19 protein-coding genes and 1 tRNA gene are annotated in these 21,931 nt (G+C 61.7%); 2 read left to right on the forward strand and 18 right to left on the reverse strand.

The window, feature by feature from the left end:
• Positions 1-6 precede the first annotated feature (6 nt).
• The 4 genes from otsB to FJ948_RS01275 all read right to left on the reverse strand — a co-directional run bounded on the left by otsB (position 7) and on the right by FJ948_RS01275 (position 5,915).
• Entirely contained in the window at positions 7-765 is a 759-nt protein-coding gene (otsB, locus tag FJ948_RS01260) for a trehalose-phosphatase (protein ID WP_140701409.1), read from the reverse strand.
• On the reverse strand, positions 765-2,540 hold the full coding sequence (locus tag FJ948_RS01265) for a trehalose-6-phosphate synthase (protein WP_140702176.1): 1,776 nt from the start codon (positions 2,538-2,540) through the stop codon (positions 765-767). The genes otsB and FJ948_RS01265 overlap by 1 nt, the downstream gene beginning before the upstream one ends.
• A 106-nt stretch (positions 2,541-2,646) precedes the next feature.
• The gene (locus FJ948_RS01270; RefSeq protein WP_140702178.1) at positions 2,647-4,809 is read right to left on the reverse strand and encodes an amylo-alpha-1,6-glucosidase; all 2,163 of its coding nucleotides are present in this window, start codon (positions 4,807-4,809) and stop codon (positions 2,647-2,649) included.
• 44 nt (positions 4,810-4,853) lie between these two features.
• Positions 4,854-5,915, reverse strand: coding sequence for a glycosyltransferase family 4 protein (locus FJ948_RS01275; RefSeq protein WP_140701410.1), 1,062 nt, complete (start codon positions 5,913-5,915; stop codon positions 4,854-4,856).
• A 179-nt stretch (positions 5,916-6,094) separates the two neighbouring features.
• On the opposite strand from FJ948_RS01275, the gene FJ948_RS30200 reads away from it, so the two are divergent.
• Positions 6,095-6,571, forward strand: a complete 477-nt coding sequence (locus tag FJ948_RS30200) for a hypothetical protein (protein ID WP_181173530.1) — start codon at positions 6,095-6,097, stop codon at positions 6,569-6,571.
• Positions 6,572-6,642: 71 nt separating this feature from the next.
• Here FJ948_RS30200 and FJ948_RS01290 read toward each other — a convergent pair.
• Positions 6,643-6,718: transfer RNA gene (locus FJ948_RS01290), tRNA-Lys, on the reverse strand.
• Between the two features lie 296 nt (positions 6,719-7,014).
• Between FJ948_RS01290 and FJ948_RS01295 the strand changes: the two genes are divergently transcribed.
• The gene (locus FJ948_RS01295; RefSeq protein WP_140701411.1) at positions 7,015-7,506 is read left to right on the forward strand and encodes a BA14K family protein; all 492 of its coding nucleotides are present in this window, start codon (positions 7,015-7,017) and stop codon (positions 7,504-7,506) included.
• 78 nt (positions 7,507-7,584) lie between these two features.
• On the opposite strand, the gene glpK is transcribed toward FJ948_RS01295, so the two are convergent.
• The 13 genes from glpK to FJ948_RS01360 form a co-directional block, all read right to left on the reverse strand.
• Positions 7,585-9,075 carry a glycerol kinase GlpK gene (glpK, locus tag FJ948_RS01300; protein ID WP_140701412.1) on the reverse strand — a complete coding sequence of 497 codons (1,491 nt, stop codon included), beginning with the start codon at positions 9,073-9,075 and terminating at the stop codon, positions 7,585-7,587.
• A gap of 89 nt (positions 9,076-9,164) precedes the next feature.
• Positions 9,165-10,889, reverse strand: a complete 1,725-nt coding sequence (locus FJ948_RS01305) for an ABC transporter substrate-binding protein (protein ID WP_140701413.1) — start codon at positions 10,887-10,889, stop codon at positions 9,165-9,167.
• 84 nt (positions 10,890-10,973) lie between these two features.
• On the reverse strand, positions 10,974-11,261 hold the full coding sequence (locus FJ948_RS01310) for a DUF2160 domain-containing protein (RefSeq protein WP_140701414.1): 288 nt from the start codon (positions 11,259-11,261) through the stop codon (positions 10,974-10,976).
• Between the two features lie 3 nt (positions 11,262-11,264).
• Entirely contained in the window at positions 11,265-12,185 is a 921-nt protein-coding gene (locus FJ948_RS01315) for a carbohydrate ABC transporter permease (protein WP_140701415.1), read from the reverse strand.
• Position 12,186: 1 nt separating this feature from the next.
• The gene (locus FJ948_RS01320; RefSeq protein ID WP_140701416.1) at positions 12,187-13,053 is read right to left on the reverse strand and encodes a sugar ABC transporter permease; all 867 of its coding nucleotides are present in this window, start codon (positions 13,051-13,053) and stop codon (positions 12,187-12,189) included.
• Positions 13,054-14,139 carry an ABC transporter ATP-binding protein gene (locus tag FJ948_RS01325; RefSeq protein ID WP_140701417.1) on the reverse strand — a complete coding sequence of 362 codons (1,086 nt, stop codon included), beginning with the start codon at positions 14,137-14,139 and terminating at the stop codon, positions 13,054-13,056. It lies immediately after the preceding gene.
• Positions 14,140-14,149: 10 nt separating this feature from the next.
• Positions 14,150-15,229, reverse strand: a complete 1,080-nt coding sequence (locus FJ948_RS01330) for an ABC transporter ATP-binding protein (RefSeq protein ID WP_140701418.1) — start codon at positions 15,227-15,229, stop codon at positions 14,150-14,152.
• A 42-nt stretch (positions 15,230-15,271) separates the two neighbouring features.
• A complete protein-coding gene (glpD, locus tag FJ948_RS01335) occupies positions 15,272-16,798 on the reverse strand; it encodes a glycerol-3-phosphate dehydrogenase (protein ID WP_140701419.1) in 1,527 nt (508 codons plus the stop codon).
• A gap of 124 nt (positions 16,799-16,922) precedes the next feature.
• Positions 16,923-17,690, reverse strand: coding sequence for a DeoR/GlpR family DNA-binding transcription regulator (locus tag FJ948_RS01340; protein WP_140701420.1), 768 nt, complete (start codon positions 17,688-17,690; stop codon positions 16,923-16,925).
• 127 nt (positions 17,691-17,817) lie between these two features.
• On the reverse strand, positions 17,818-19,230 hold the full coding sequence (locus tag FJ948_RS01345; RefSeq protein ID WP_140701421.1) for an aspartate aminotransferase family protein: 1,413 nt from the start codon (positions 19,228-19,230) through the stop codon (positions 17,818-17,820).
• 76 nt (positions 19,231-19,306) lie between these two features.
• A complete protein-coding gene (locus FJ948_RS01350; RefSeq protein WP_140701422.1) occupies positions 19,307-20,038 on the reverse strand; it encodes a peptidase in 732 nt (243 codons plus the stop codon).
• A gap of 30 nt (positions 20,039-20,068) precedes the next feature.
• Positions 20,069-20,863 (reverse strand): transglutaminase family protein, encoded by a 795-nt coding sequence (locus FJ948_RS01355; RefSeq protein ID WP_140701423.1) that lies wholly within the window; start codon positions 20,861-20,863, stop codon positions 20,069-20,071.
• A gap of 61 nt (positions 20,864-20,924) precedes the next feature.
• The gene (locus tag FJ948_RS01360; RefSeq protein ID WP_140701424.1) at positions 20,925-21,866 is read right to left on the reverse strand and encodes an alpha-E domain-containing protein; all 942 of its coding nucleotides are present in this window, start codon (positions 21,864-21,866) and stop codon (positions 20,925-20,927) included.
• Between the last annotated feature and the right edge of the window lie 65 nt (positions 21,867-21,931).

Genomic DNA, 21,931 nt, shown 5'->3' on the forward strand with positions numbered 1-21,931 from the left:
GCCGCCTCAGCGGACCTGGGCGAGGCTTACCGCATCCAGCCAGGCCAAGGCCTCGTCCACGCCGGCAAGCGCGTATCGCGCTGCTGTCGTCCCGCGCGGTTTGATGCGGATCGAAATGCCTTCCATCTCATTGACGGCCTCGAACCCATTCTCGTCGGACGTGTCGTCGCCCAGAAACACTGGCCGCCTCCCCTCGAAAGCCGGCAGATCCAAAAAACGCCTGATTGCCGCGCCCTTCGCTGCCTCCAGCGGCATCAGTTCAACGCCGGCATTACCCGCCAGCACCCGATATCCCACGGGCAACCTCTCCAGCGCCTGTTCGACCAGTTGCGTCGCGCGCTGCAACAAGTGCGGCGCCGCGCGTGTGTGGATTGCCAGGATCGGACCCTTGCGCTCGATATAGACGTCCGCGCTGGCCAGTTCCGCTTCGACTTCCTCAGCAAGCGCGGCAATGTCGGCCGGCTCGCCAGCCGCCTCCACCGGACCGTCACGCGTGAGCCTGTGCTCAAGCCCATAGAGCCCGGCGGCGCGCAATCTTAGGGGCTGGAAGAGATGGTCGACCGCGGCGATCGACCGTCCCGTGATGAACGCCAGGGCTCCGTCCAATTGCAATTCGAGCCCCGCCAACAGCTTACGCAACTGATCGCTGACAACCACCGCGTCGGGATGCGCGGCATGTTCCAGAAGCGTGCCGTCAATATCCAGGAAAAGGCACCACGGCCCTTTGGGGACTTCAGGCGCGGACAGTTTTGGCAAGGACGACATCACAGTGCCGCCACGCGTCTGCGATCAAGCAGCGATATCACATTGCCTGATGACGTCGGGGCCGCGCCGACGGCGCGATCGACCGCAACGCGTTTGCGCAAGCGCGCGGCATCGAGAAGCATGCTGCCTGCCCACCGATAGACATTGTTCTCGCGAACGATCTCACGCATCCTTTGCATGCGCTGCCGCTGCTCATCCGCCGACATCGTCAAAGCCTGCAACAAGGCGTCCCCCATCATCGTGGCGTCGTAGGGGTTGACGATCAGCGCCTCCAGCAATTCCTTCGAGGCGCCGGCGAACATGCTCAGCAGGAGGACACCTTGTTCGTCATCGCGCGCCGCGACAAACTCCTTGGCCACAAGGTTCATGCCGTCATGCAGGCTTGTGACCATGCACACGTCGGCCGCCCGGTAGATTTCGTAGACCTGATCCTGCGAATGATGCTCCGTCACCATGAGGACGGGAGTGTAGCCGTCACGGCCATAGCGCCGGTTGAGGTCCTCGGCTTGGCGCAGACATTCTTCGTGCAGCTGTTGATATGCGGGCAAGCTTCCGCGGCTGGGGGCCGCGATCTGCAGGAAGGCGACCTTGCCAATCCATTCCGGATGAAGCGTCAGCAGCTCATCGAGTGCGGTAAAGCGATCAAGGATGCCCTTGGTGTAGTCGAGACGTTCGACGCCAACGCACAGCCTGACATCATCCGCCAGCCCGAATTTCTCACGAACAAGCCGGCGGCATTGCGCCACATCGGGCAGCTTGGCCTGTCGCGCCGGGTCCCATTCGATCGAAATCGGATAGGCATGAACCAGGCTGATCTGGCCGCCATAGGAGATCGCGGAATCCTCGCGCTCGATCCTGCTCTCCAGGAAGCGGTCGACGCTGTCGATGAAGTTGTTGCAATGAAACTGGGTGTGGAAGCCGACGATTGAACTGCCAAGCAGCCCTTCGAGAATCTTCTCGCGCCACGGGCAGATGCTGAAGACCTCGGAGTTCGGCCATGGAATGTGCCAGAAGGTAATGATGATCGCTTCCGGCAGGCGCTCCCGGATCATCCGCGGCAACAACGCGAAATGATAGTCCTGGACTAGAACGATCGGCCGTTCGTTGCGGGCCTCGGCGACAACCGTCTCCGCGAACTTGCGATTGACCGCCTCGTAGGCCTCCCAGTCCGAAGCGCGGAAGGTCGGCCTGGTGAAGGCAATGTGGCACAGCGGCCAGAGCCCTTCATTGGCAAAGCCCAGGTAATAGCCCTGCAGTTCTTCCTCGCTCAGCCAGACGCGGCGCAACGTATAGGAAGGATTTTCCGGCGGCACCTCGACGCGGTCATTTTCATCGACGACAAGTGCATCGGCCGAGCCGCCCCCATAGGCGATCCATGTGCCGGCACAGGCGCGCGTAATCGGCTCCAGGGCCGAGACCAAGCCGCTGGCGGGCACGACCAGCTGGATTTCGTCCCCGTTGCGGTTGTGGATATAGGGTTCACGGTTCGAGACCACGATCACCTGCGCGTCCGGAAGTTCCCTCGCCAGAATGTGACGCAAGGTTTCCGGCGACCATTGGACGAGCGCGGCGGTCGCGGATTGCCCGTTCTTTTCGAATTCCGGCAGCGGACTGCGGGCGAGCCCTGCTTCGAGGCGAGTGCGCTTGGCGTTTCTGGCCCGATTCGCCCGCGAAACCGCCAAGGCAAAAGCGATGCATAGGATGACGACAATTGCGATGATGAAGAGCCACGTTGCAGCTGAAGAAACGACCAGATACGAACTGTTGTCGGGCATTTCGAATTGATTACCTTTCAATGCGATGCGGCAAATCCACCGACAGGAACTCCAGCATCCTTGGCATGGCAGTCCAACGTTCCGGACCCATGATGGTTCCGATTTTTCAGCTCCTGACCACCAGAGGGACCAGACCCTCATGCGCATCGGCGAGGAAGGCGCCGACACGATCTCCCACGCGTTGAAACGTCAGATCCACCGCCACATCTCCTACCGAGAGATGGCGAAGGACGAGGTTGTCGATACCGATCGGCAAGCGCGGCTGGGTCACGTGAATTTCGTTGGTCCGGCCGTCGATCTGGAGGCCCAGGCAGGCCTGCATGAGCATGAAGGCGGAGCCCGCGGACCAGGCCTGCGGCAGGCAGGCCACCGGATAGGCGATCGGCGCTTCGCCGGCCGCGCGCGTGAAACCACAGAACAGTTCGGGCAGCCGCATGTTGAAGTGAACCGCGGATTCGAAGGTTCCGCTCATCAACCGCACCACGCTGTCGCGGATCCCATATCGTGCCAGTCCGGCCGCGCAGATCGCGGTGTCGTGCGGCCAGATCGACCCGTTATGATAGGACATCGGATTGAAGAAGATCGCGTCGTCAGCCAGCGTTCTCAGTCCCCAGCCGGAATGGAACGAAGCCGACAGCAACTGGTCGGCGACCATGCGTGCGCGATCCGGACTGGGAAGGCCGACATAGAGCAGGTGACCGGCATTGGACGTGCGCACCTTGCAGGGCTGGCCATCGCCATCGATCGCCAGTGCATAATAGCCGAGGTCTTCGATCCAGAAGTGCCGTTCGACGTGTTGGCGAATGGCATCCGCGCGCACTTCCCAATCCTGCGCCCGCTCCTCTTCGCCGCGCAACCGCGCAAGCTTTGCCAATCCCTGGAACGCCGCGAAGACGTAGCCCTGGACCTCGACCAGCGCTATCGGTCCTTTTGGAATGCGGCCGTCGGCATGGAAGACGGAATCGAAACTGTCCTTCCACCCCTGGTTGGCAAGCCCTGACTCCGCGGCGCGCTGGTAGGTGAGGAACCCTGTGGGACGGCTCGCTGTTTCGATCCACTCGGCCGCCGCGCACAGCGATGGCCAAAGGCTGTCGATGAAAGCCGTGTCTCCCGTGCGGTCGGCATAGGCGCAGGCGAGATGGATGTAGAGAGGCGTCGTGTCGACACCGCCATAGTAGCGGCCGAACGGCAGTTCGCTGAGCGCCGCCATCTCGCCCTTGCGCGTCTCGTGCATGATCTTGCCGGGTTCGGAATCGCTGAAGAGAGAGGTCTCGGTCGCCTGGTGCTGGGCGAGAAACGCAAGCACGCCGCGGGCCAGGCCTGGATTGAGCCAAAGCATCTGCAAGGCGGAAATCACCCCGTCCCGGCCGAAGGCGGTGGAAAACCATGGAATGCCGGCATAGGGGTAAGGGCCGGTCGCCAATTCCGTCGTGAGCAACGCCACGTCCGCGCGGGCGCGTTCCATCCAATCATTGAAAACACGGCCCGAACTGTGCAGCGTCGCGCCATGCCGCCGCTTGGCGCGCATGCCGAAACGGGCACGGGCGGCGGCGGCCCGGAACCGGCCGCTTTCGGGCCGGTCTGTCGTCTCGCCGCCCACTTCCACGTAAAGCGTCTGGCTGCTGCGCTTGGTGATCGCGATGAAGAAATCCGCCCGCTCGGAGGTCAATTGATCGGGCGTCTGCGAAAACGACATCGCGGATGTACGCACCACCTTGTCCAAGCCTTCGTAGCGCAGCAAGACCGAGTTCCGATCGATCTCGGCCGTGTGGGCAGTTCCTCGCTTGGGACGCGTCGAACCCCGAACCTCGAACATGTCGCGAAAATCGACACCGAAGCGCAGCGACAGAAGGACGGTCGAATGCTCCCGGCTGTAGTTGGAGAGCGTTATGCGTTCATACAGTCTTTCCTGCCACAGCAGTCTGACCCGCTCGATATGAAGGGCACCTTGCGGAATCTGTCGGCCAGCGGCACTCTCGATCGGCAGGTTGGTCAGATTGCTCGTGAACAGGACGTTGTCCTGGCTAAGCGATGCGCCAAGCAATGAGAGCGACCGTCCGCCGACGGTCAGGCGAAATTCGGAGAGCATCCGCGTGTCGTCACGGAAGAAGCCGTCGCCGGCGCCGCGTATGTCGCCATAGGCATCGGCGACGGCAAAGCAGTCACCGTGCTTGAGGGCGTAAAGCCGATGCGGCTCCCGGGGCGCGGTTTCGTCGAGTGAAGCCAGTGCGATTGCAGGATCGAGCTTGCGCTCGTCGAGTTGGGTAATGGTCAAGAAGATTGTCCCGTGTTGGTTTCCGAACGGGTGAAGGTCTACGAAGCTCTGCTTTCTTCGAGACCATCGCTCAGCCGCGAATAAGCCGCGACATAATCCCTGGCCATTCTGTCGGCCGAAAACCGCCTTTCGAAGGCGGTTCTTATTCTTCGCCTGTCGAGTTGCAGGAGAGCAGGCATCGAGGCGACGGCATCCTCGATGGTCTCGACGACAAAGCCGGTGGCCCCATGATCGATGATCTCGGGCATGGCGCCGCAACTCCAGGCCATGACCGGGGTTCCGCAGGCCATGGCCTCGATCACCGCAAGCCCGAAGGGTTCGGGCCAATCGATGGGGAACAGCAAGGCGGCCGCATTGCCCAAGAACCTGGCCTTCTGGTCCTCGCCGATCTCGCCGACATATTCGACCCGGTCGCCATCGATGAGCGGCTGCACGACTTCCTCGAAATAGGCGCGGTCGCCATCGCCGACCTTGGCGGCGAGCTTCAGTTTCAGGCCGGTGCGGCGGGCAATCTCGATCGCCCTATCCGGCCGCTTGTCGCGCGACATTCGGCCGAGAAACGCAAGGTAGGTCCCGTCCGAGCCCGCTTCGAAATCGGGCTCATAAAGCCCAACCGGCAACCCGTGATGGATTGTCGCAAGCCAATTGGCGGACGCGAACCGCGCCCGCTGGCTGCGGGATATGGAAATCATGGGGAACCGCGGAAACCGGTCATAGGCCTGCGCGAGATCCACGTAATCCAGCCTGCCATGCGGGGTCGTCACCGTGCGTTGCGGCATATTGCGGAAAAACGGGAAATGGAGGAAATGGCTGAGATGGAAATGAACGACGTCGAAGTCGTCGGCGCGTTTCCTCACCTCGTCGAGCATGGACAGATGCGCCGCGATCTCCGACTTCAGCGGGCGAGGATCGAGACGAAGCGCCCTTTCGCGGCACGGCACGAGCTTGGCCGAGGTCTTCGTATCGCCGCTGGCGAACAAGGTCACCTCGTGGCCGAGGTCGACGAGCGCTTCGGTAAGGTATGAGATGATGCGCTCGGTACCCCCGTACAGTCTTGGCGGCACCGATTCGTACAGCGGCGCGACATGGGCGATCTTCATGTCCCGGCGTCCCTCAATAAGCTGGTCATAGAGCCAAAATGCATCAGGGCCGGGATCGTTCCGGAATCATTGGAAAGTGCGACGAATGATCGATCCGTCCCCTGTTTGGCTCGACGCAGCCGCCCTATTTCCTGTTGGTGCCGCCGACCTTGCGCTTACGGCGGTCGAAGGAGGCCCAGATGCAGGAACCCAGGGATATCGCAGCCCGGCGTCTGAGTATGATCATCGAGCAATATGTCGAGGCCAGAAAACGGCATTTCGGCTTTGTGTCCACGGACCAGGCTGCCCGAGTGATCCGCAGAACCCTGAAACCTGATCCTTCGGAGCCAGCGCTTTCCGATCACGACCTCGACGACATGGTCGCCTCCCTCGCTGTGAAGAACGGCTTGGCCGTCATCTTCGACCGCGGCGTAAGGGGACCGGCCAACGGCGCCGACGCCGACCTGAACAGAAAGGAACCGATTATGCGAGCACCGACCGAGACCCCCGATGTTGCCGGCGCGGTGGACGCCATCCTGAGCGATCGCACGGCGCAGCTTTCGATGAGCGCCGTGATCTCGTTGCTGCGCGAACGGACGGGCACGAAGCGATCCGACGCGGATCTGGAAGGGCTGATCGCCAAGAAAGCCGCCGTTTTGGACGTGCATCTGTCATGAAGCATCTGAACAGTCGTTGAGCGCGACAAGATACACGGACAAATCAAAAGCGCTGGCAAGACATTTGACGATGGTGAGCGCGATGGGATTCGAACCCATGACCTACTGATTAAAAGTCAGTTGCTCTACCGGCTGAGCTACGCGCTCCCGCGGGCTCGAAAAGGCCGCCCTCGAAATTGCGCGGAACATAGGGAGAGTGCCGCGACCGGTCAACCGGAAAAGAGCGTCAAAAGGCCAGCTGTTTCAAGCATGGTCACTTCGCCTGATAAGACGCCCCGAAGGCTCCAAATCCCCCGAGCAGCCGGCAGAACTTTTCAATGGGCTGCCGACCCAACCGAGAAACATTACAAATCAGCAACTTGGCGGTTCATGAGGAACCATCGGTAAGATCGCTCGTTACCTCGCCACAAGGGACGTCAATCATCCTTTCGAAGGAGAAGACCATGAACAAGCTCGCAACGGGTATACTGGCGACCACGCTATCAATATCTTTTGCCGCGGCGGCCGCCATGCCGGCAGAAGCAGCCCAGATGTTTGTGCCGCAGACGTCATCAGCTTCTAGCGATGCACAGAACGTCGACTACAAGCCCTGGATGAACAACCGCCACGGCAATCGAAACTTCAGCAACCGCAACTTCAACCGCAATCGTAACTTTGCGCGAAACTATGATGGTGGAAGTTATTGGAACGGCCATCGCGGCTATCGTGAATACCGTCGCGGTTACCGCCGCCATGGCGATTACTGGTTCCCGCTTGCCGCTTTCGCGACTGGCGCATTGATCACCGGTGCGATCGTCAACAGCGAGAGCAATCGTGTCTATGAAGGCAACTCGCACGTCCAGTGGTGCTACGACCGCTACAAGAGCTACCGGGCATCGGACAACACCTTCCAGCCGTACAATGGGCCGCGCCAGGAGTGCCGCTCGCCGTACTGATCCACGGATAGTGTGAGTGGCGTATGAGTAGCGTATGCTTGTGAGTAGAAGGCCCGCGCCAAAATGGCGCGGGCCTTTTTAGGTGCTCAGTGTCCTGCGCACGGCATCGCGCCAGCCCGACAGTTTCGCCGCACGGCTGGAAGCGTCCATCTCCGGCTGAAAGCGCCGCTCCAGCGCCCAGCTTTTTGCGAATTCTCGCGCCTTCGGCCACACGCCGGCTCTCGAACCGGCGAGCCAGGCCGCTCCCAGCGCGGTCGTCTCCAGGATGGTCGGCCGATCGACCGGCGCGTCGAGAATGTCGGCCAGTCTCTGCATGGTCCAGTCCGACGCCACCATGCCGCCATCGACCCTGAGCACGGTCTTGGCGGAGGCGCCCTTCCAGTCCTTGCGCATCGCATCCAGCAGGTCGCGGGTCTGATAAGCGACAGATTCCAGAGCGGCTCGGGCGAACTCCGCCGGGCCGGAATTGCGGGTCAACCCGAAGATCGCGCCCCTCGCCCCGGCGTCCCAATGCGGCGCGCCGAGCCCGACAAAAGCCGGCACCAGATAGACATTCTGGGTCGGATCGGCCTCCGCCGCCAGCCTGCCGCTCTGTTCGGCCTTGCCGATCACCTTGATGCCATCGCGCAGCCATTGCACGGCGGCCCCGGCAATGAAGATCGAGCCTTCCAGCGCGTAGGTGGTCTTGCCGTTCAACCGATAGGCGATGGTCGTCAGCAGCCGGTTCTTCGAGCGCACCAGATCGCTGCCGGTGTTGAGCAGCGCAAAACAGCCTGTGCCGTAGGTGGATTTCATCATACCCGGCTCGAAGCAGGCCTGCCCGATGGTTGCGGCATGCTGGTCGCCGGCGACGCCGAGGATTCTGATCTCGGCGCCAAAGAGGCTTTTCTCTGTGATTCCATATTCATCGGCGCAATCCTTGACTTCGGGCAACATCGCGGCTGGAATGCGCAGGATGGAAAGCAGTTCGTCGTCCCAGGCATTCTCGGCGATGTTGTAGACGAGCGTGCGGGACGCGTTGGTGGCATCGGTGGCGTGCACCTTGCCGCCGGTCAGCCGCCAGATCAGAAAACTGTCGATGGTGCCGGCCAGCAATTCGCCCTTCTCGGCCCGCTTCCTTGCGCCTTTCACCTTGTCCAGCATCCAGGCGATCTTGGTGCCCGAAAAATAGGGATCGAGCAGCAGGCCGGTCTTGTGCGTGAATTTCTTTTCCAGCCCTTGTTTCTTGAGCTTCTGGCAAAGCGGCGCGGTGCGCCGATCTTGCCAGACAATCGCGTTGTGAATCGGTTTGCCCGTCGCCCTATCCCAGATGACGATGGTCTCGCGCTGGTTGGTGATGCCGATGGCCACGACATCGGCAGCCGTACAGCCGGCCTTTTTCAGTGCGGCCTTCACCGTCGTCACGACGCTTGCCCAGATCTCTTCCGGGTCGTGCTCGACCCAGCCGGAGGCCGGATAGTGCTGGGTGAATTCCTTCTGCCCGCTGCCGGCGACTGTCATGTCCTTGTCGAACAGGATCGCCCGGGTCGATGTCGTTCCCTGGTCGATGGCCAGCACAAAACCGCTCATTCCAACGTCCTCCGCCTTGATACAAGAAGGGAGACGGCAACGCGCCGTCTCCCTGTTTCACAAGGGCGCGAAAGCCCGCATAGACCGTCTTACTTCTGCCAGCTCTTGACCAGCTCGTCATAGTTGATGGTCTGCGGCTTTTCCTTTTCGTTCTCGATCTTCAGCTGAGGCGCGAGATTGCCGGCCTTGACCGCGTCGGCATTCCAGTAAGCGAGATCATGTTCCTCCGCGAGCTTCGGCCCGATGTCACCCTGGACGCCGGACTTCTCGATGCGGCCCATGACCTTTTCCTGCTCGGCGCAGAGCGAGTCCATCGCTTCCTGCGCGCTCTTGGCGCCCGACGACGCATCGCCGATCGCCTGCCACCAGAGTTGTGCCAGCTTCGGATAGTCAGGCACGTTGGTGCCGGTCGGCGACCACTGCACACGGGCCGGCGAACGATAGAACTCGATCAGGCCGCCGAGCTTCGGTGCGCGTTCGGTGAAGCTCTTGTCGTGGATCGTGGAGTCGCGGATGAAGGTCAGGCCGACATGGCTCTTCTTCACGTCCACGGTCTTCGATGTCACGAACTGGGCATAGAGCCAGGCCGCCTTCGCCCGGTCTTCGGGCGTCGACTTCATCAGCGTCCACGACCCGACGTCCTGGTAGCCGAGCTTCATGCCGTCCTTCCAGTAGACGCCATGCGGCGATGGGGCCATGCGCCACTTCGGCGTGCCATCGTCGTTCATGACCGGCAGGCCAGGCTTCACCATGTCGGCGGTGAAGGCGGTGTACCAGAAGATCTGCTGGGCGATGTTGCCCTGCGCCGGAACCGGGCCCGATTCGGAGAAGGTCATGCCCTGCGCTTCCTGCGGCGCGTAGGCCTTCAGCCAGTCCAGGTATTTCTGGATCGAATAGACCGCGGCCGGGCCGTTGGTGTCGCCGCCGCGCGCCGTGCAGGAGCCGACCGGCTGCGATTTCTCGTTGACCTTGATGCCCCATTCGTCGACCGGCAGCCCGTTGGGCAGGCCCTTGTCGCCATTGCCGGCCATCGACAGCCACGCGTCGGTGAACCGCCAGCCCAGCGACGGGTCCTTCTTGCCGTAGTCCATGTGGCCATAGACTTTCTTGCCGTCGACGTCGCGGCCGGTGAAGAACTCGGCGATATCCTCATAGGCCGACCAGTTGACCGGCACGCCGAGGTCGTAACCGTACTTGGCCTTGAAGTCGGCCTTGTTCTTCTCGTCGTTGAACCAGTCGTAACGGAACCAGTAGAGGTTGGCGAACTGTTGGTCGGGGAGCTGATAGAGCTTCTTGTCCGGCGCCGTGGTGAAGGAGGAGCCGACGAAGTCCGCCAGGTCGAGGCCCGGATTGGTGACGTCCTTGCCTTCACCAGCCATCCAGTCGGTCAGGTTGCGCACCTGCTGGTAGCGCCAGTGGGTGCCGATCAGGTCGGAATCGTTGACCCAGCCGTCATAGAGGTTCTGGCCGGTCTGCATCTGGGTCTGGATCTTCTCGACGACGTCGCCTTCCTGGATGACGTCGTGTGTGACCTTGATGCCGGTGATGGCGGCAAACGCCGGCGCGAGCACCTGCGATTCATACTGGTGTGTCGTCAGCGTTTCCGAAACCACCTTGATCTCCATGCCGGCGAACGGCTTGGCGGCGTCGATGAACCACTGCATTTCCTTTTCCTGGTCGGCGCGCGAAAGCGTCGACAGATCGCCTATCTCCTTGTCGAGAAAGGTCTTTGCTTCATCCATTCCGGCATAGGCGTGGCCCGCGCCGAGCAAAAGGACAAGGGCAGTCGTTGACGTTAAAAATTGCCGTCGCATTGTGTCTCCTCCAAGTTTCTAAAAAGGTTTCAAGTGCGATCTGGAGCGTCCGCCGATACGCGGCCGCCCCATCAGTTTCCCCCTCTATACGTAGCGGAACACGCCAATGGCGTAGACCACGGAGAGAGCGAGAGCCCACCACAGGCTGGGCCCAACCAGACCCAGCCAAGCGAGATGGATAAAGGCGCTGCCAAGCAGCGAAACGAAGAGGCGGTCGCCGCGCGTCGTCTCGAAGCGCAGCACGCCGATACGCGGGTTCCCACCGGGCGAAGCGTATTCCCAGATACCCATGCCGAGCAAAAGCAGCGCGATGACGCTGAAGAACGCCGCCGTCGGCCAGGTCCACGCCATCCAGGAGAAATCGAGGTTCATGGATCATACCCTCCCCAGGGCGAAGCCCTTGGCGATGTAGTTTCTGACGAACCAGATCACGAGCGCACCCGGGATCAGCGTCAGCACGCCGGCGGCGGCGAGCAGCCCCCAATCCATGCCCGAGGCTGACACGGTGCGGGTCATCGTTGCCGCGATCGGCTTGGCGTCGGTCGTGGTCAACGTCCGCGCGATCAAGAGCTCGACCCACGAGAACATGAAACAGAAGAAGCAGGCGACACCGATGCCGCTGGCGATCAGCGGCATGAAGATCTTGATGAAGAAGCGCGGGAACGAATAACCGTCGATATAGGCGGTTTCGTCGATTTCCTTCGGCACGCCCGACATGAAACCTTCGAGAATCCACACCGCCAGCGGCACGTTGAACAGGCAGTGCGCCAGCGCCACCGCGATGTGCGTGTCGATCAGGCCGAAGGCCGAATAGAGCTGAAAGAACGGCAGGGCGAACACCGCCGGCGGCGCCATGCGGTTGGTCAGCAGCCAGAAGAACAGATGCTTGTCGCCAAGGAAGCGATAGCGCGAGAAGGCATAAGCCGCCGGCAGCGCCACGGTGACCGAAATCACCATGTTCATAACGACATAGGTGATCGAGTTGACGTAGCCGGAATACCAGGCCTTCTGCGTGAAGATAGTGACGTAGTTGGCGATTGTCGGCGCATGCGGGTAGAGCGTCAGCGAGTTGACGATCTCGGCATTGGTCTTGAAGCTCATGTTGATGAGCCAGTAGATCGGCAGCAACAGCACGATGATGTAGAGCGTCGGCACGATCCACCACCAGCGCGATTCCTCGCCGCGGCGGCGCATGCGCCTGTCGAGTTCGCTCTGCGACAGCGAACTGGCGAGCCCCTCCGAAGCGGCCGTGCCGTTCATCGCGTTGCGTTCGGTGCGTTCATTGGCGCCTGCCATCTCAACGCTCCGCGTCGTAGTTGGTCATCACGGTGTAGAACACCCACGACAACAACAGGATGATGAGGAAGTAGACCAGCGACATTGCCGCCGCCGGACCAAGGTCGAACTGGCCGAGCGCCGTCTTGACGAGGTCGATCGACAGGAACGTCGTCGAATTGCCCGGACCGCCACCCGTAACGACGAAAGGTTCGGTGTAGATCATGAAGCTGTCCATGAAGCGCAGCAGCACGGCGATCAAAAGCACGCGCTGCATCTTCGGCAGTTGGATGTAGCGAAAGACAGCCCAGCGCGACGCGCCGTCGATCTTGGCCGCCTGATAGAACGCGTCGGGGATCGAGACCAGGCCGGCATAGCAGAGCAGCACAACCAGGCTGGTCCAGTGCCAGACATCCATGACGATGATCGTGACCCAGGCGTCGAACGGATCCTGCACGTAGTTGTAGTCGATGCCGAGCGCGTTGACGTAGTAGCCGAGCAGGCCGATATCGTTGCGCCCGAACACCTGCCAGATGGTGCCGACGACGTTCCACGGGATCAGCAGCGGCAGCGACATCAACACCAGGCAGACCGGTACGCCCCAGCCCTTTTTCGGCATGTTGAGCGCGATGAAGATGCCGAGCGGCACCTCGATCGCCAGGATGATGAAGGAAAAGACCAGGTTGCGAACCATCGCTTCCCAGAAGCGGCTGGATGAAAGCAGTTCCTCGAACCACTCGGTGCCCGCCCAGAAGAAGACGTTGTTGCCGAACGTGTCCTGAACCGAATAGTTGACGACCGTCATCAGCGGGATGACGGCGGTGAACGCCACCAGCACCAGCACCGGCAGCACCAGGAACCAGGCTTTGTTGTTCCAGGTCTTGTCCATCTATGCCACCCCCATCTCGACACGCCCCATGTCAACTAGCCAGGAATCGGCATAGATGTTGATGCCGGCCGGATCGAACCGCACCTTCGGTTCGGCCGGCACTGTCTCGTCCTCGCCGATGACCGCCGCGATGTCGCGGCCCTCCAGCTTGGCGCGCACCACCTTGTGTCGGCCGACATCCTCGACCTTGCTGATCGAAACGGCCATGCCGTCGCGGCCAAGACGCACATATTCCGGCCGGATGCCAAGCTCGATCGCGCCACCGCCCGCCTTGGGCGCGCCCGGCAGCTCGATCCGCTGTGAACCGAGCGTCGCGGTTTTGCCGTCGATCGCCACCGGCATGACATTCATGCCGGGCGAGCCGATGAAATAGCCGACGAAGGTGTGGCGCGGACGCTCGAACAATTCCGCCGGGGTGCCGATCTGGACGATGCCGCCATCATACATGACCACCACCTGGTCGGCGAAGGTCAGTGCCTCGGTCTGGTCGTGCGTGACATAGACCATGGTGTAGCCGAAGCGCCGATGAAGCTGTTTCAATTGCGAACGCAGCACCCATTTCATATGCGGGTCGATGACCGTCAGCGGTTCGTCGAACAGGATGGCGTTGACGTCGGAACGCACCAGCCCGCGGCCGAGCGAAATCTTCTGTTTCTGGTCGGCGGTCAGGCCCCTCGCCTTCTTCTTGGCCCACGATGCCAGATCGATCATCTCCAGCGTCTCGCGCACCTTGCGGTCGACATCGGCTTCCGGCACGCCGCGATTGCGCAGCGGGAAGGCCAGATTGTCGTAAACGGTCATGGTGTCGTAGATGACCGGGAACTGGAACACCTGCGCGATGTTGCGCTCCTGCGTCGACAAATTGGTCACGTCCCTGCCGTTGAACAGCAGCTGGCCATGCGAGGGATGGAGCAGGCCTGAAATGATGTTGAGCAGCGTGGTCTTGCCGCAGCCGGACGGCCCCAGCAGCGCATAGGCGCCGCCATCCTCGAAAATGTGGTGCACTTCGCGCAGCGCGAAATCGGCATCCTTTTGCGGGTTCGGCAGGTAGGAATGCCTGACATGGTTGACGTCGATGCGTGCCATATCGCCCTCCTCAAGCCGCCAGCTTCGGCGCGGTCATGGCCCGGCCGTGCTCGTCGAAGACCATGACGTGACGCGGATCGATGAACACCTCGACCACCGCGTCGGTTTCGAAATCGCGGATGCCATGGGTCAGCATGACCCAGCGCGCATCGGCGAAATCCAGATGAATGAAACTTTCCGACCCGGTAATTTCGGTGATGGTGACCTTGGCTCGCACCGGCACGGCCAAGGCATTGGGCCGTTCGAGCGAGAGGTGATGCGGTTGGAAGCCGATCGTGTAGTTCGTATCGGCGATGCCGGCGAGTTCCACGGGCACCGGCAGCTTGACGCCGCCCTCGAGCAGGAAGTCCGGGCCCTTCTTGGCCAGCACGATGGTGTTGAGCGGCGGATCGGCGAAGGTCCTGGCCGTCACCAGGTCGACCGGCCTGCGGAAGACATCGATGGTCGGGCCGAACTGGGTGATCCGGCCTTCCGACAGCGTCGCCGTGTTGCCACCGAGCAGCAACGCTTCGTGCGGTTCTGTGGTGGCGTAGACGAAGATGGTGCCCGCGGCGGCGAAGATCCTCGGCAGTTCGGCCCGCAATTCCTCGCGCAATTTATAGTCGAGATTGGCCAGCGGCTCGTCGAGCAACACCAGGCTGGCATTCTTGACGATGGCGCGCGCCAGCGCCGTGCGCTGCTGCTGGCCGCCCGACAGGCTGAGCGGCGTGCGGTCGAGATAGGGCGTCAGCTTGAGAAGTGCCGCCGCTTCGCGCACCTGGCTGTCGATCTTGGCCTGTTCGATGCCGGCCACGCGCAAGGGCGAGGCGATGTTCTCATAGACTGTCATCGCCGGATAATTGATGAACTGCTGGTAGACCATGGCGATCTTGCGCTTCTGCACCGGCGTCCCGGTAACGTTCTGGCCGTCGAACCAGACCGAACCGGAGGTGGGCACGTCGAGGCCGGCCATCAGCCGCATCAGGCTGGTCTTGCCCGACAGGGTCGGCCCCAGCAGGACGTTGAGCGATCCATGCTGGAGCGTCAGCGACACGTCGCGGATATGCTCGGCCGCGCCGACCGCCTTGGTGACGTTTCTCAGTTCCAGCATGACGCCTCCTCCCAGGCCTTCCGCATCAGCTCGAGACCCTCTTCATTCGGCGGCCGCGACGTGCCGCCGGCTGATGCCGCGCATGAATTCATCCAGGGCGGCAACCTGCTCACGCGCAAGATGCAGGCCGCGCTTGGTCCGGCGCCACAGCACATCTTCCGCCGTGACAGCCCATTCGTTTTCAACGAGATAGCGCACCTCGACCTCGAAGAGGTCGCCACCGAAATTGCGGCCGAGGTCGGCAATCGACTTGGCAAGGCCGAGCAGCACCTGGGCGCGCGTCCCGTAAAGCCGGGTCAGCCGACGGGCGAGGCGCTGGTCGAGGAAGGGATAGACACCCTTGAGCTTCGCCACCTGCGCGTCGAAACCGGTGGCCGGAAAATCTCCGCCAGGCAGCGGTGCGTTCGATGTCCACGGCTTGCCGCGCTTACCAAGAAAACCCTCGATCTTCTCCAGCATCGATTCCGAAAGCCGGCGATAGGTGGTGATCTTGCCGCCGAAGGCATTGACGATCGGCGCGGCGCCTTCGCCGCCATCGGCCTTCAGCACATAGTCGCGGGTCGCCTCCTGCGCCTTGGAGGCGCCGTCATCGTAGAGCGGGCGCACGGCCGAATAGGTCCAGACGATATCCGAGCGCTTGACGGGAACCGCGAAATACTCGCTGGCCGCGGCGCAGAGATAGTCGATCTCGGTGTCGCTGATCTTCACATCATGCGGATCGCCGGGATAATCCTGATCTGTGGTGCCAATCAGCGTGAACTCGTCCTCGTAGGGAATGGCGAAGATGATGCGGCCATCCCTGTTCTGGAAGAAATAGGCGCGCGGATCGTCGAACTTCTTGGCGATGACGATGTGGCTGCCCTGCACCAGGCGCACATTGTGCACGTCGTTCAGCCCGACGACGCCGGACAGCACGTGATCGACCCAGGGCCCCGCCGCGTTGACCAGCAGCCGCGCCTTGACTTCTTCGGTCTCGCCGGTCCGCAGATCCTCGATCCTGATTGCCCAAAGGCCGTTTTCGCGGCGCGCGCCGACCACCTTGGTACGGGTGCGGATCGTTGCGCCGCGATCGGCGGCATCACGTGCGTTGAGCGCCACCAGACGCGCGTCGTTGACCCAGCCGTCGGAATATTCGAAAGCCTTTTTGAACAAAGGTTTCAAAGGCTTGCCGGCCGGATCGCTCGTCATGTCGAGCGTCCTGGTCGCCGGCAGCAATTTGCGCCCGCCAATGTGATCGTAGAGAAACAGGCCAAGCCGGATCAGCCAGGCCGGGCGCAGGCCCTTGGCGTAGGGCAGCACGAAACGCATCGGCCAGATGATGTGCGGCGCGTTCTTCCAAAGCACCTCGCGCTCCATCAGCGCTTCGCGCACCAGACGGAATTCGTAGAATTCGAGATAGCGCAGGCCGCCATGAATGAGCTTGGTCGAGCCGGATGAAGTTCCGCTGGCGAGATCGTTCATCTCGGCCAGAAAGACCGAAAACCCGCGCCCAACGGCATCCCGGGCAATGCCACAGCCGTTGATGCCACCGCCTATGACGAAGATGTCACGGATTGAAGATGCGTCCACCAGTTCCTCCACGATTTCGCATTGCACCATTTTTGTCTTTTGCGAAACCGTGGCGGAATTATTTCGAACTCATAACGAATGTCAAACGAAATATCACAAGCCCGTGAAACAGCCGTGAAAGCGCTTAGCCGAGCGACGTCTCGATCAGTTGAACCTCGGCCTCCTGGCAGATCCTGCGCACCGAGGCAATGTCGCAGCGGTCGGTGATGAAGGTGTTTACCTGGGACAGATGGCCGATCCGCACCGGCGCCGTACGCTCGAATTTGGTCTGGTCGGACACCAGGATGACATGCCTTGCATTGGCGATGATCGCTTGCGCCACCTTCACCTCGCGAAAATCGAAATCGAGCAACGCGCCATCATGATCGATAGCCGAGGCGCCGATGACAGCATAATCGACCTTGAACTGCCTGATGAAATCGACCGCCGCCTCGCCGACGACGCCGCCGTCGGAACCACGCACAACCCCGCCCGCGATCACCACCTCGATCGACGGATATATGCGCATCCTATTGGCAACATTGATGTTATTGGTGATGACCATCAGACCGTTGTGGTCGAGCAATGCCTTGCTGACGGCTTCCGTCGTGGTGCCGATGTTGATGAACAGCGAGGCGTTGTCGGGGATAAGCCTGGCCGCCGCGCGGCCGATCGCTTCCTTCTCGTCGGCCGCGATCTTGCGCCTTGCCTCATACTCCATGTTCTCGATGCCGGACGGGAACAAAGCGCCGCCGTGGATGCGCGAAAGCAGGCGCTGGTCGCAGAGATCGTTGAGATCCTTGCGAATGGTCTGCGGCGTCACGTTGAAATGGGTCGCCAGATCGTCGACCAGCACACGGCCATTGTCCTTGGCCATCTGGATGATTTCGGCATGGCGCGGCGACAGATACATTTCACAACCTCCCCTTTTCGTTTTTCTTGATTATAACTGAAAACGAAAACGATGAAAGGGTATAAGCCGGCTAATGGAAATCACATGATTGCAAAGGCAAACTCCGGCACAACTTTACAAGCCCGGTTCAGGTCAGGCTACGCGCGATTTCGGTGATGACGGCAAAAGCCGAATCGACATCGGCGGCGGTTGCCTCGAACTGGCCGACCTGGAAGCGGATGGCGACGCGGCCATTCACACTGGTCTGCGTCAGGTAGATGCGGCCGTCATCGTTGATGGCATTGACCAGGCGAAGATTGTGACCGTCGGGCTCGGTGCCGGTGGGAGCGGCATGGCGGAATGAAAACAGCGACAGCATCGGCTCGGTGACGATCTCGAAATCCGGCTCGGCGGCGATGCGCGCGGCCAGGCCTTCGCTCCAGGCGACATGGTTGCGGATCATGGCGCGCAGATTCTCCAGCCCGTGGGCACGCAGCAGGAACCAAAGTTTCAGGGCGCGGAAGCGTCGGCCGAGCGGCACCGACCATTCGGAGTAATTGATGATGCCGTCGCGGCCATGTGTCTTGAGGAATTCGGGCTTTATGGCCAGTGTGCGAACGAGGTCCTCTGGCTGGCGAATGAACTGTATCGAGCAGTCGAATTGCGCGCCCAGCCATTTGTGGGGGTTGAAGACGATCGAATCCGCCAGCTCGGCGCCGGCCCAGAAATGGCGAAACTCCGGGCAGATCATCGCCGACCCGGCCCAGGCGGCATCCACATGCAGGTAGAGCCCATGCCGCCCCGCCACCGTCGCGACCGCTGCGATATCGTCCGTGCCGCCGGTGCTGGTGCCGCCGACGCTGGCGATGATGCCTGCGGGCAGCATGCCGGCTTTCCGGTCGGCGATGATGGCCGCTTCGAGAGCCGCCGTATCCATGGCGCGAAAACGGCCGGCGACCGGAATGCGCACGAGATTGTCCTCGCCTATGCCTGATACCCAGATCGCCCGATCGATCGAAGTGTGCACCTGATCCGAGCAATAGACGCGCAACCGCCGCTGCCCGGCCAGTCCCTTTTTGTTGCCCTGCCAGTCCAGCCCCCGCTCGCGCATGGTCAGCACCGCATTGAGCGTCGCCGACGAGGCCGAATCCTGGATGACGCCGGAAAAGCCTTCCGGCAGGCCGAGCGCCTGGCGCATCCAGTCCACTGTGCGGGTTTCGAGCTCGGTTGCGGCCGGCGATGTCTGCCAGAGCATGCATTGCGCGGCCATCGCCGACACCAGATACTCCGCCACCACCGAGACCGGCGCCGCGTTGGCTGGAAAATAGGCGAAGAAGCGCGGATGCTGCCAATGGGTCATGCCCGGTACGATCTTGGCTTCGAAGTCGGCGAAGATCCTGTCCATCGGTTCCGGGTCTTCGGGTGGCGACGCTTCAATGCTCCTGAAAATGTCGCCCGGCTCGACCCGTGGCCGCACCGGCCGCTCACGCTGATTGTTGCGGTAGTCGGCGCCCCACTCGGCGGCGCGATGCGACCATTGCCGGAAATCGTCGTTGTTCATCCTGCCCTCCCCGCATGATCGCCACGCCAGCACCCATCGCCCGGCTTTTGAAAACAGCCGCGGACTCCGCGGCCTCCTAGCCAGGGAAATCCGGCAGGCTGGCGAAGGCCGTCTTCAGCGCATTCGACCATCCGTCGGAGATCGTGCGGTAATAAGGATCGTCCTGCCCGATCCGCTTCTTCAGCCCGACCTTGAAGGCATCCTGCTCCAGGAAGAGCAGGTCGAGCGGCAGGCCAACCGAAAGGTTGGATTTCAACGTGGAATCGAACGACACCAGAAGCAGCTTCACCGTCTCGGCCAGGCTCATCGTGCGCTCATAGGCGCGGATGATGATCGGCTTGCCATATTTGGTCTCACCGATCTGGAAGAACGGCGTGTCGTCGGTCGACTCGATGAAATTGCCTTCGGGGTAGATCATGAACAGGCGCGGCGGGCTGCCCTTGATCTGCCCGCCCAGGATGAAGGAGGCGTTGAAATAGGAATCAGCCTTTTCGCCGGCGGGCGACGATTGCTCGATCACCTCTTTCACCGTGTCGCCGACCAGCCGCACCGTCTGGTACATGGACGGCGTTTCGAGCAGCTTCTCGTGACGGTCGGTCACCGCCTTGGTACGCTCGTCGAGCAGGCTGACCACAGCTTGCGTCGTCGCCAGATTGCCGGCCGACATCAGCACGATGACGCGCTCGCCCGGCTGCTCCCAGACATGCATCTTCTTGAAGGTCGAGATCGAATCCATGCCGGCATTCGTGCGCGTGTCCGACATGAACACGAGCCCGCGATCGATCTTGAGGCCGACGCAATAGGTCATGGAATCTCTTGAAGCGGTAATCCTGGGGGATTACTGCTCTACCGTGACCGTGACCGCAAGCAGTTCTTCCGCCTGTCCCAGTCGAATTCCCGACACCGGCGAAGCGTCGCGATAGTCGCGGCCGGTGGCCACCTTCACATAGCGTTCGTCGGGAGAAATACCGTTGGCGGGATCGAAGGCAACCCAGCCGAGGCCCGGAACATGCGCTTCCGCCCAGGCGTGACTTGCCGCCTGCTCGACAGCCGCATCCATCATCAAATAGCCGCTGACATAGCGGGCCGGAAACCCCATCGCACGCGCCGCGGCGGCAAAGACGTGGCTATGGTCCTGGCAGACCCCGGTTTTCAGCACCAAGGCTTGCTCGGCAGACGTCGTCGCATTGGTGGTTCCTGGCGTGTAGGCGACGCGCTCGCCGATGGCGGCCATCAGCCGATGCAGTCTTTCAAGGTCCGTGCCCTTGCCGACCGCCTCGGCAAGGGCACGGATGCCGTCGCCTATGGTGGTCAAGGCGGTCTCCTGCGCGAACAACCAGAGTGGCGCGAAGCCCTGATGCGGCCCGCAAACACCCGACGTATCGCGCGTCACCACCTCGCCCGACGCCTCGACCGTGATGAAGTCGTGGTCACCCTCGACGCTCAACAGCCTGGTATCGTTGCCGTAGTGGTCGGTAAATCGCACCTCCTCGCGCGCGCCTTCGACCTTTAGCGCCCAGGACAGCACGGTCTGCGTCGGCTCGCTCACGGGCAGCAGACGAAGCCGCTGGAGCAGATATTGCACCGGCGCGTCGTAGCGGTATTCGGTTCGGTGGGTGATTTTCAGCCGCATGGCTATCTTCCGTTCGCGTGCATGATCTCTAGCGAAAAGCGGTGTCCACGTTCAATCATGCTCAATAAAACCTGTAGTCCTGCGCGATCTCGTCGCCGAGCCTGGTGTTATCGCGAATGAACCCGGCCAGGAACTCATGCAGGCCGGCGTCGAATATGTCCTTGATCGACCCCGCCCTCAGCATCGCCTGCGTTTTCTCCGCCGTCGCGTGGCAGGCATGGCGCTCGCCATAGTCATCGGAGAGAAATTTCAGATGTTCCGCCAGGAAGCGATAGCAGAAGGTCAGCGATCGCGGCATGCGGACGTTGAGGATCAGGTAGTCGGCGATGTTGGTCGGCTTGTAGTCGGCATCGTAGACCCAGCGATAGGAGCGATGCGCCGACACCGAGCGCAGGATCGATTCCCACTGGTAATTGTCGAGGCTGGAGCCGACCCAGGAGATCGACGGCAAAAGCACATAGTATTTCACGTCGAGGATACGCGCCGTGTTGTCTGCGCGCTCGACATAGGTGCCGAGCTGCGAGAAATCGAAGATCTCGTTGCGCAGCATGGTGCCGTAGAACGAGCCACGGATCAGCGCCGTCTCGCGCTTGATGGCGTCGAGCACGCTTGGCAGGTCGCGCTCGTCGATCGGCCTCGCCAGCATCCGCTTCAACGCCATCCAGGCTTCATTGATGCTTTCCCACGTTTCGCGTGTCAGCGCGGTGCGCACCATGCGGGCATTGTTGCGGGCCGTCTCGATCGACGACATCGTGCTCGACGGGTTCGAGGTGTCGCGTAGCAGGAAATCGGAGACATTGGAGGCGGTGTAGTCCTGGTATTTCTGCGTGAAGGTGGCATCGGAGCCGGCACTCAGCAGGACCGAGTTCCATTCCTCCGACGCGCTTTGGGTGCGGGTCAGCGCCATGCGCAGGCCGGCATCGACCAGCCGAGCCATGTTTTCCGCCCGCTCGATGTAGCGGTTCATCCAGTAGAGCCCGTTGGCGGTGCGGCCTAGAAGCATGTCAGGCCTTTCGGGCTAGTGAGCAGGGAATAGTGAGTAGGAAATCGCAAGCGCTTGAATCTCAA

It is taken from the genome of Mesorhizobium sp. B2-3-12 (genome assembly GCF_006442205.1).
GTDB lineage: Bacteria > Pseudomonadota > Alphaproteobacteria > Rhizobiales > Rhizobiaceae > Mesorhizobium.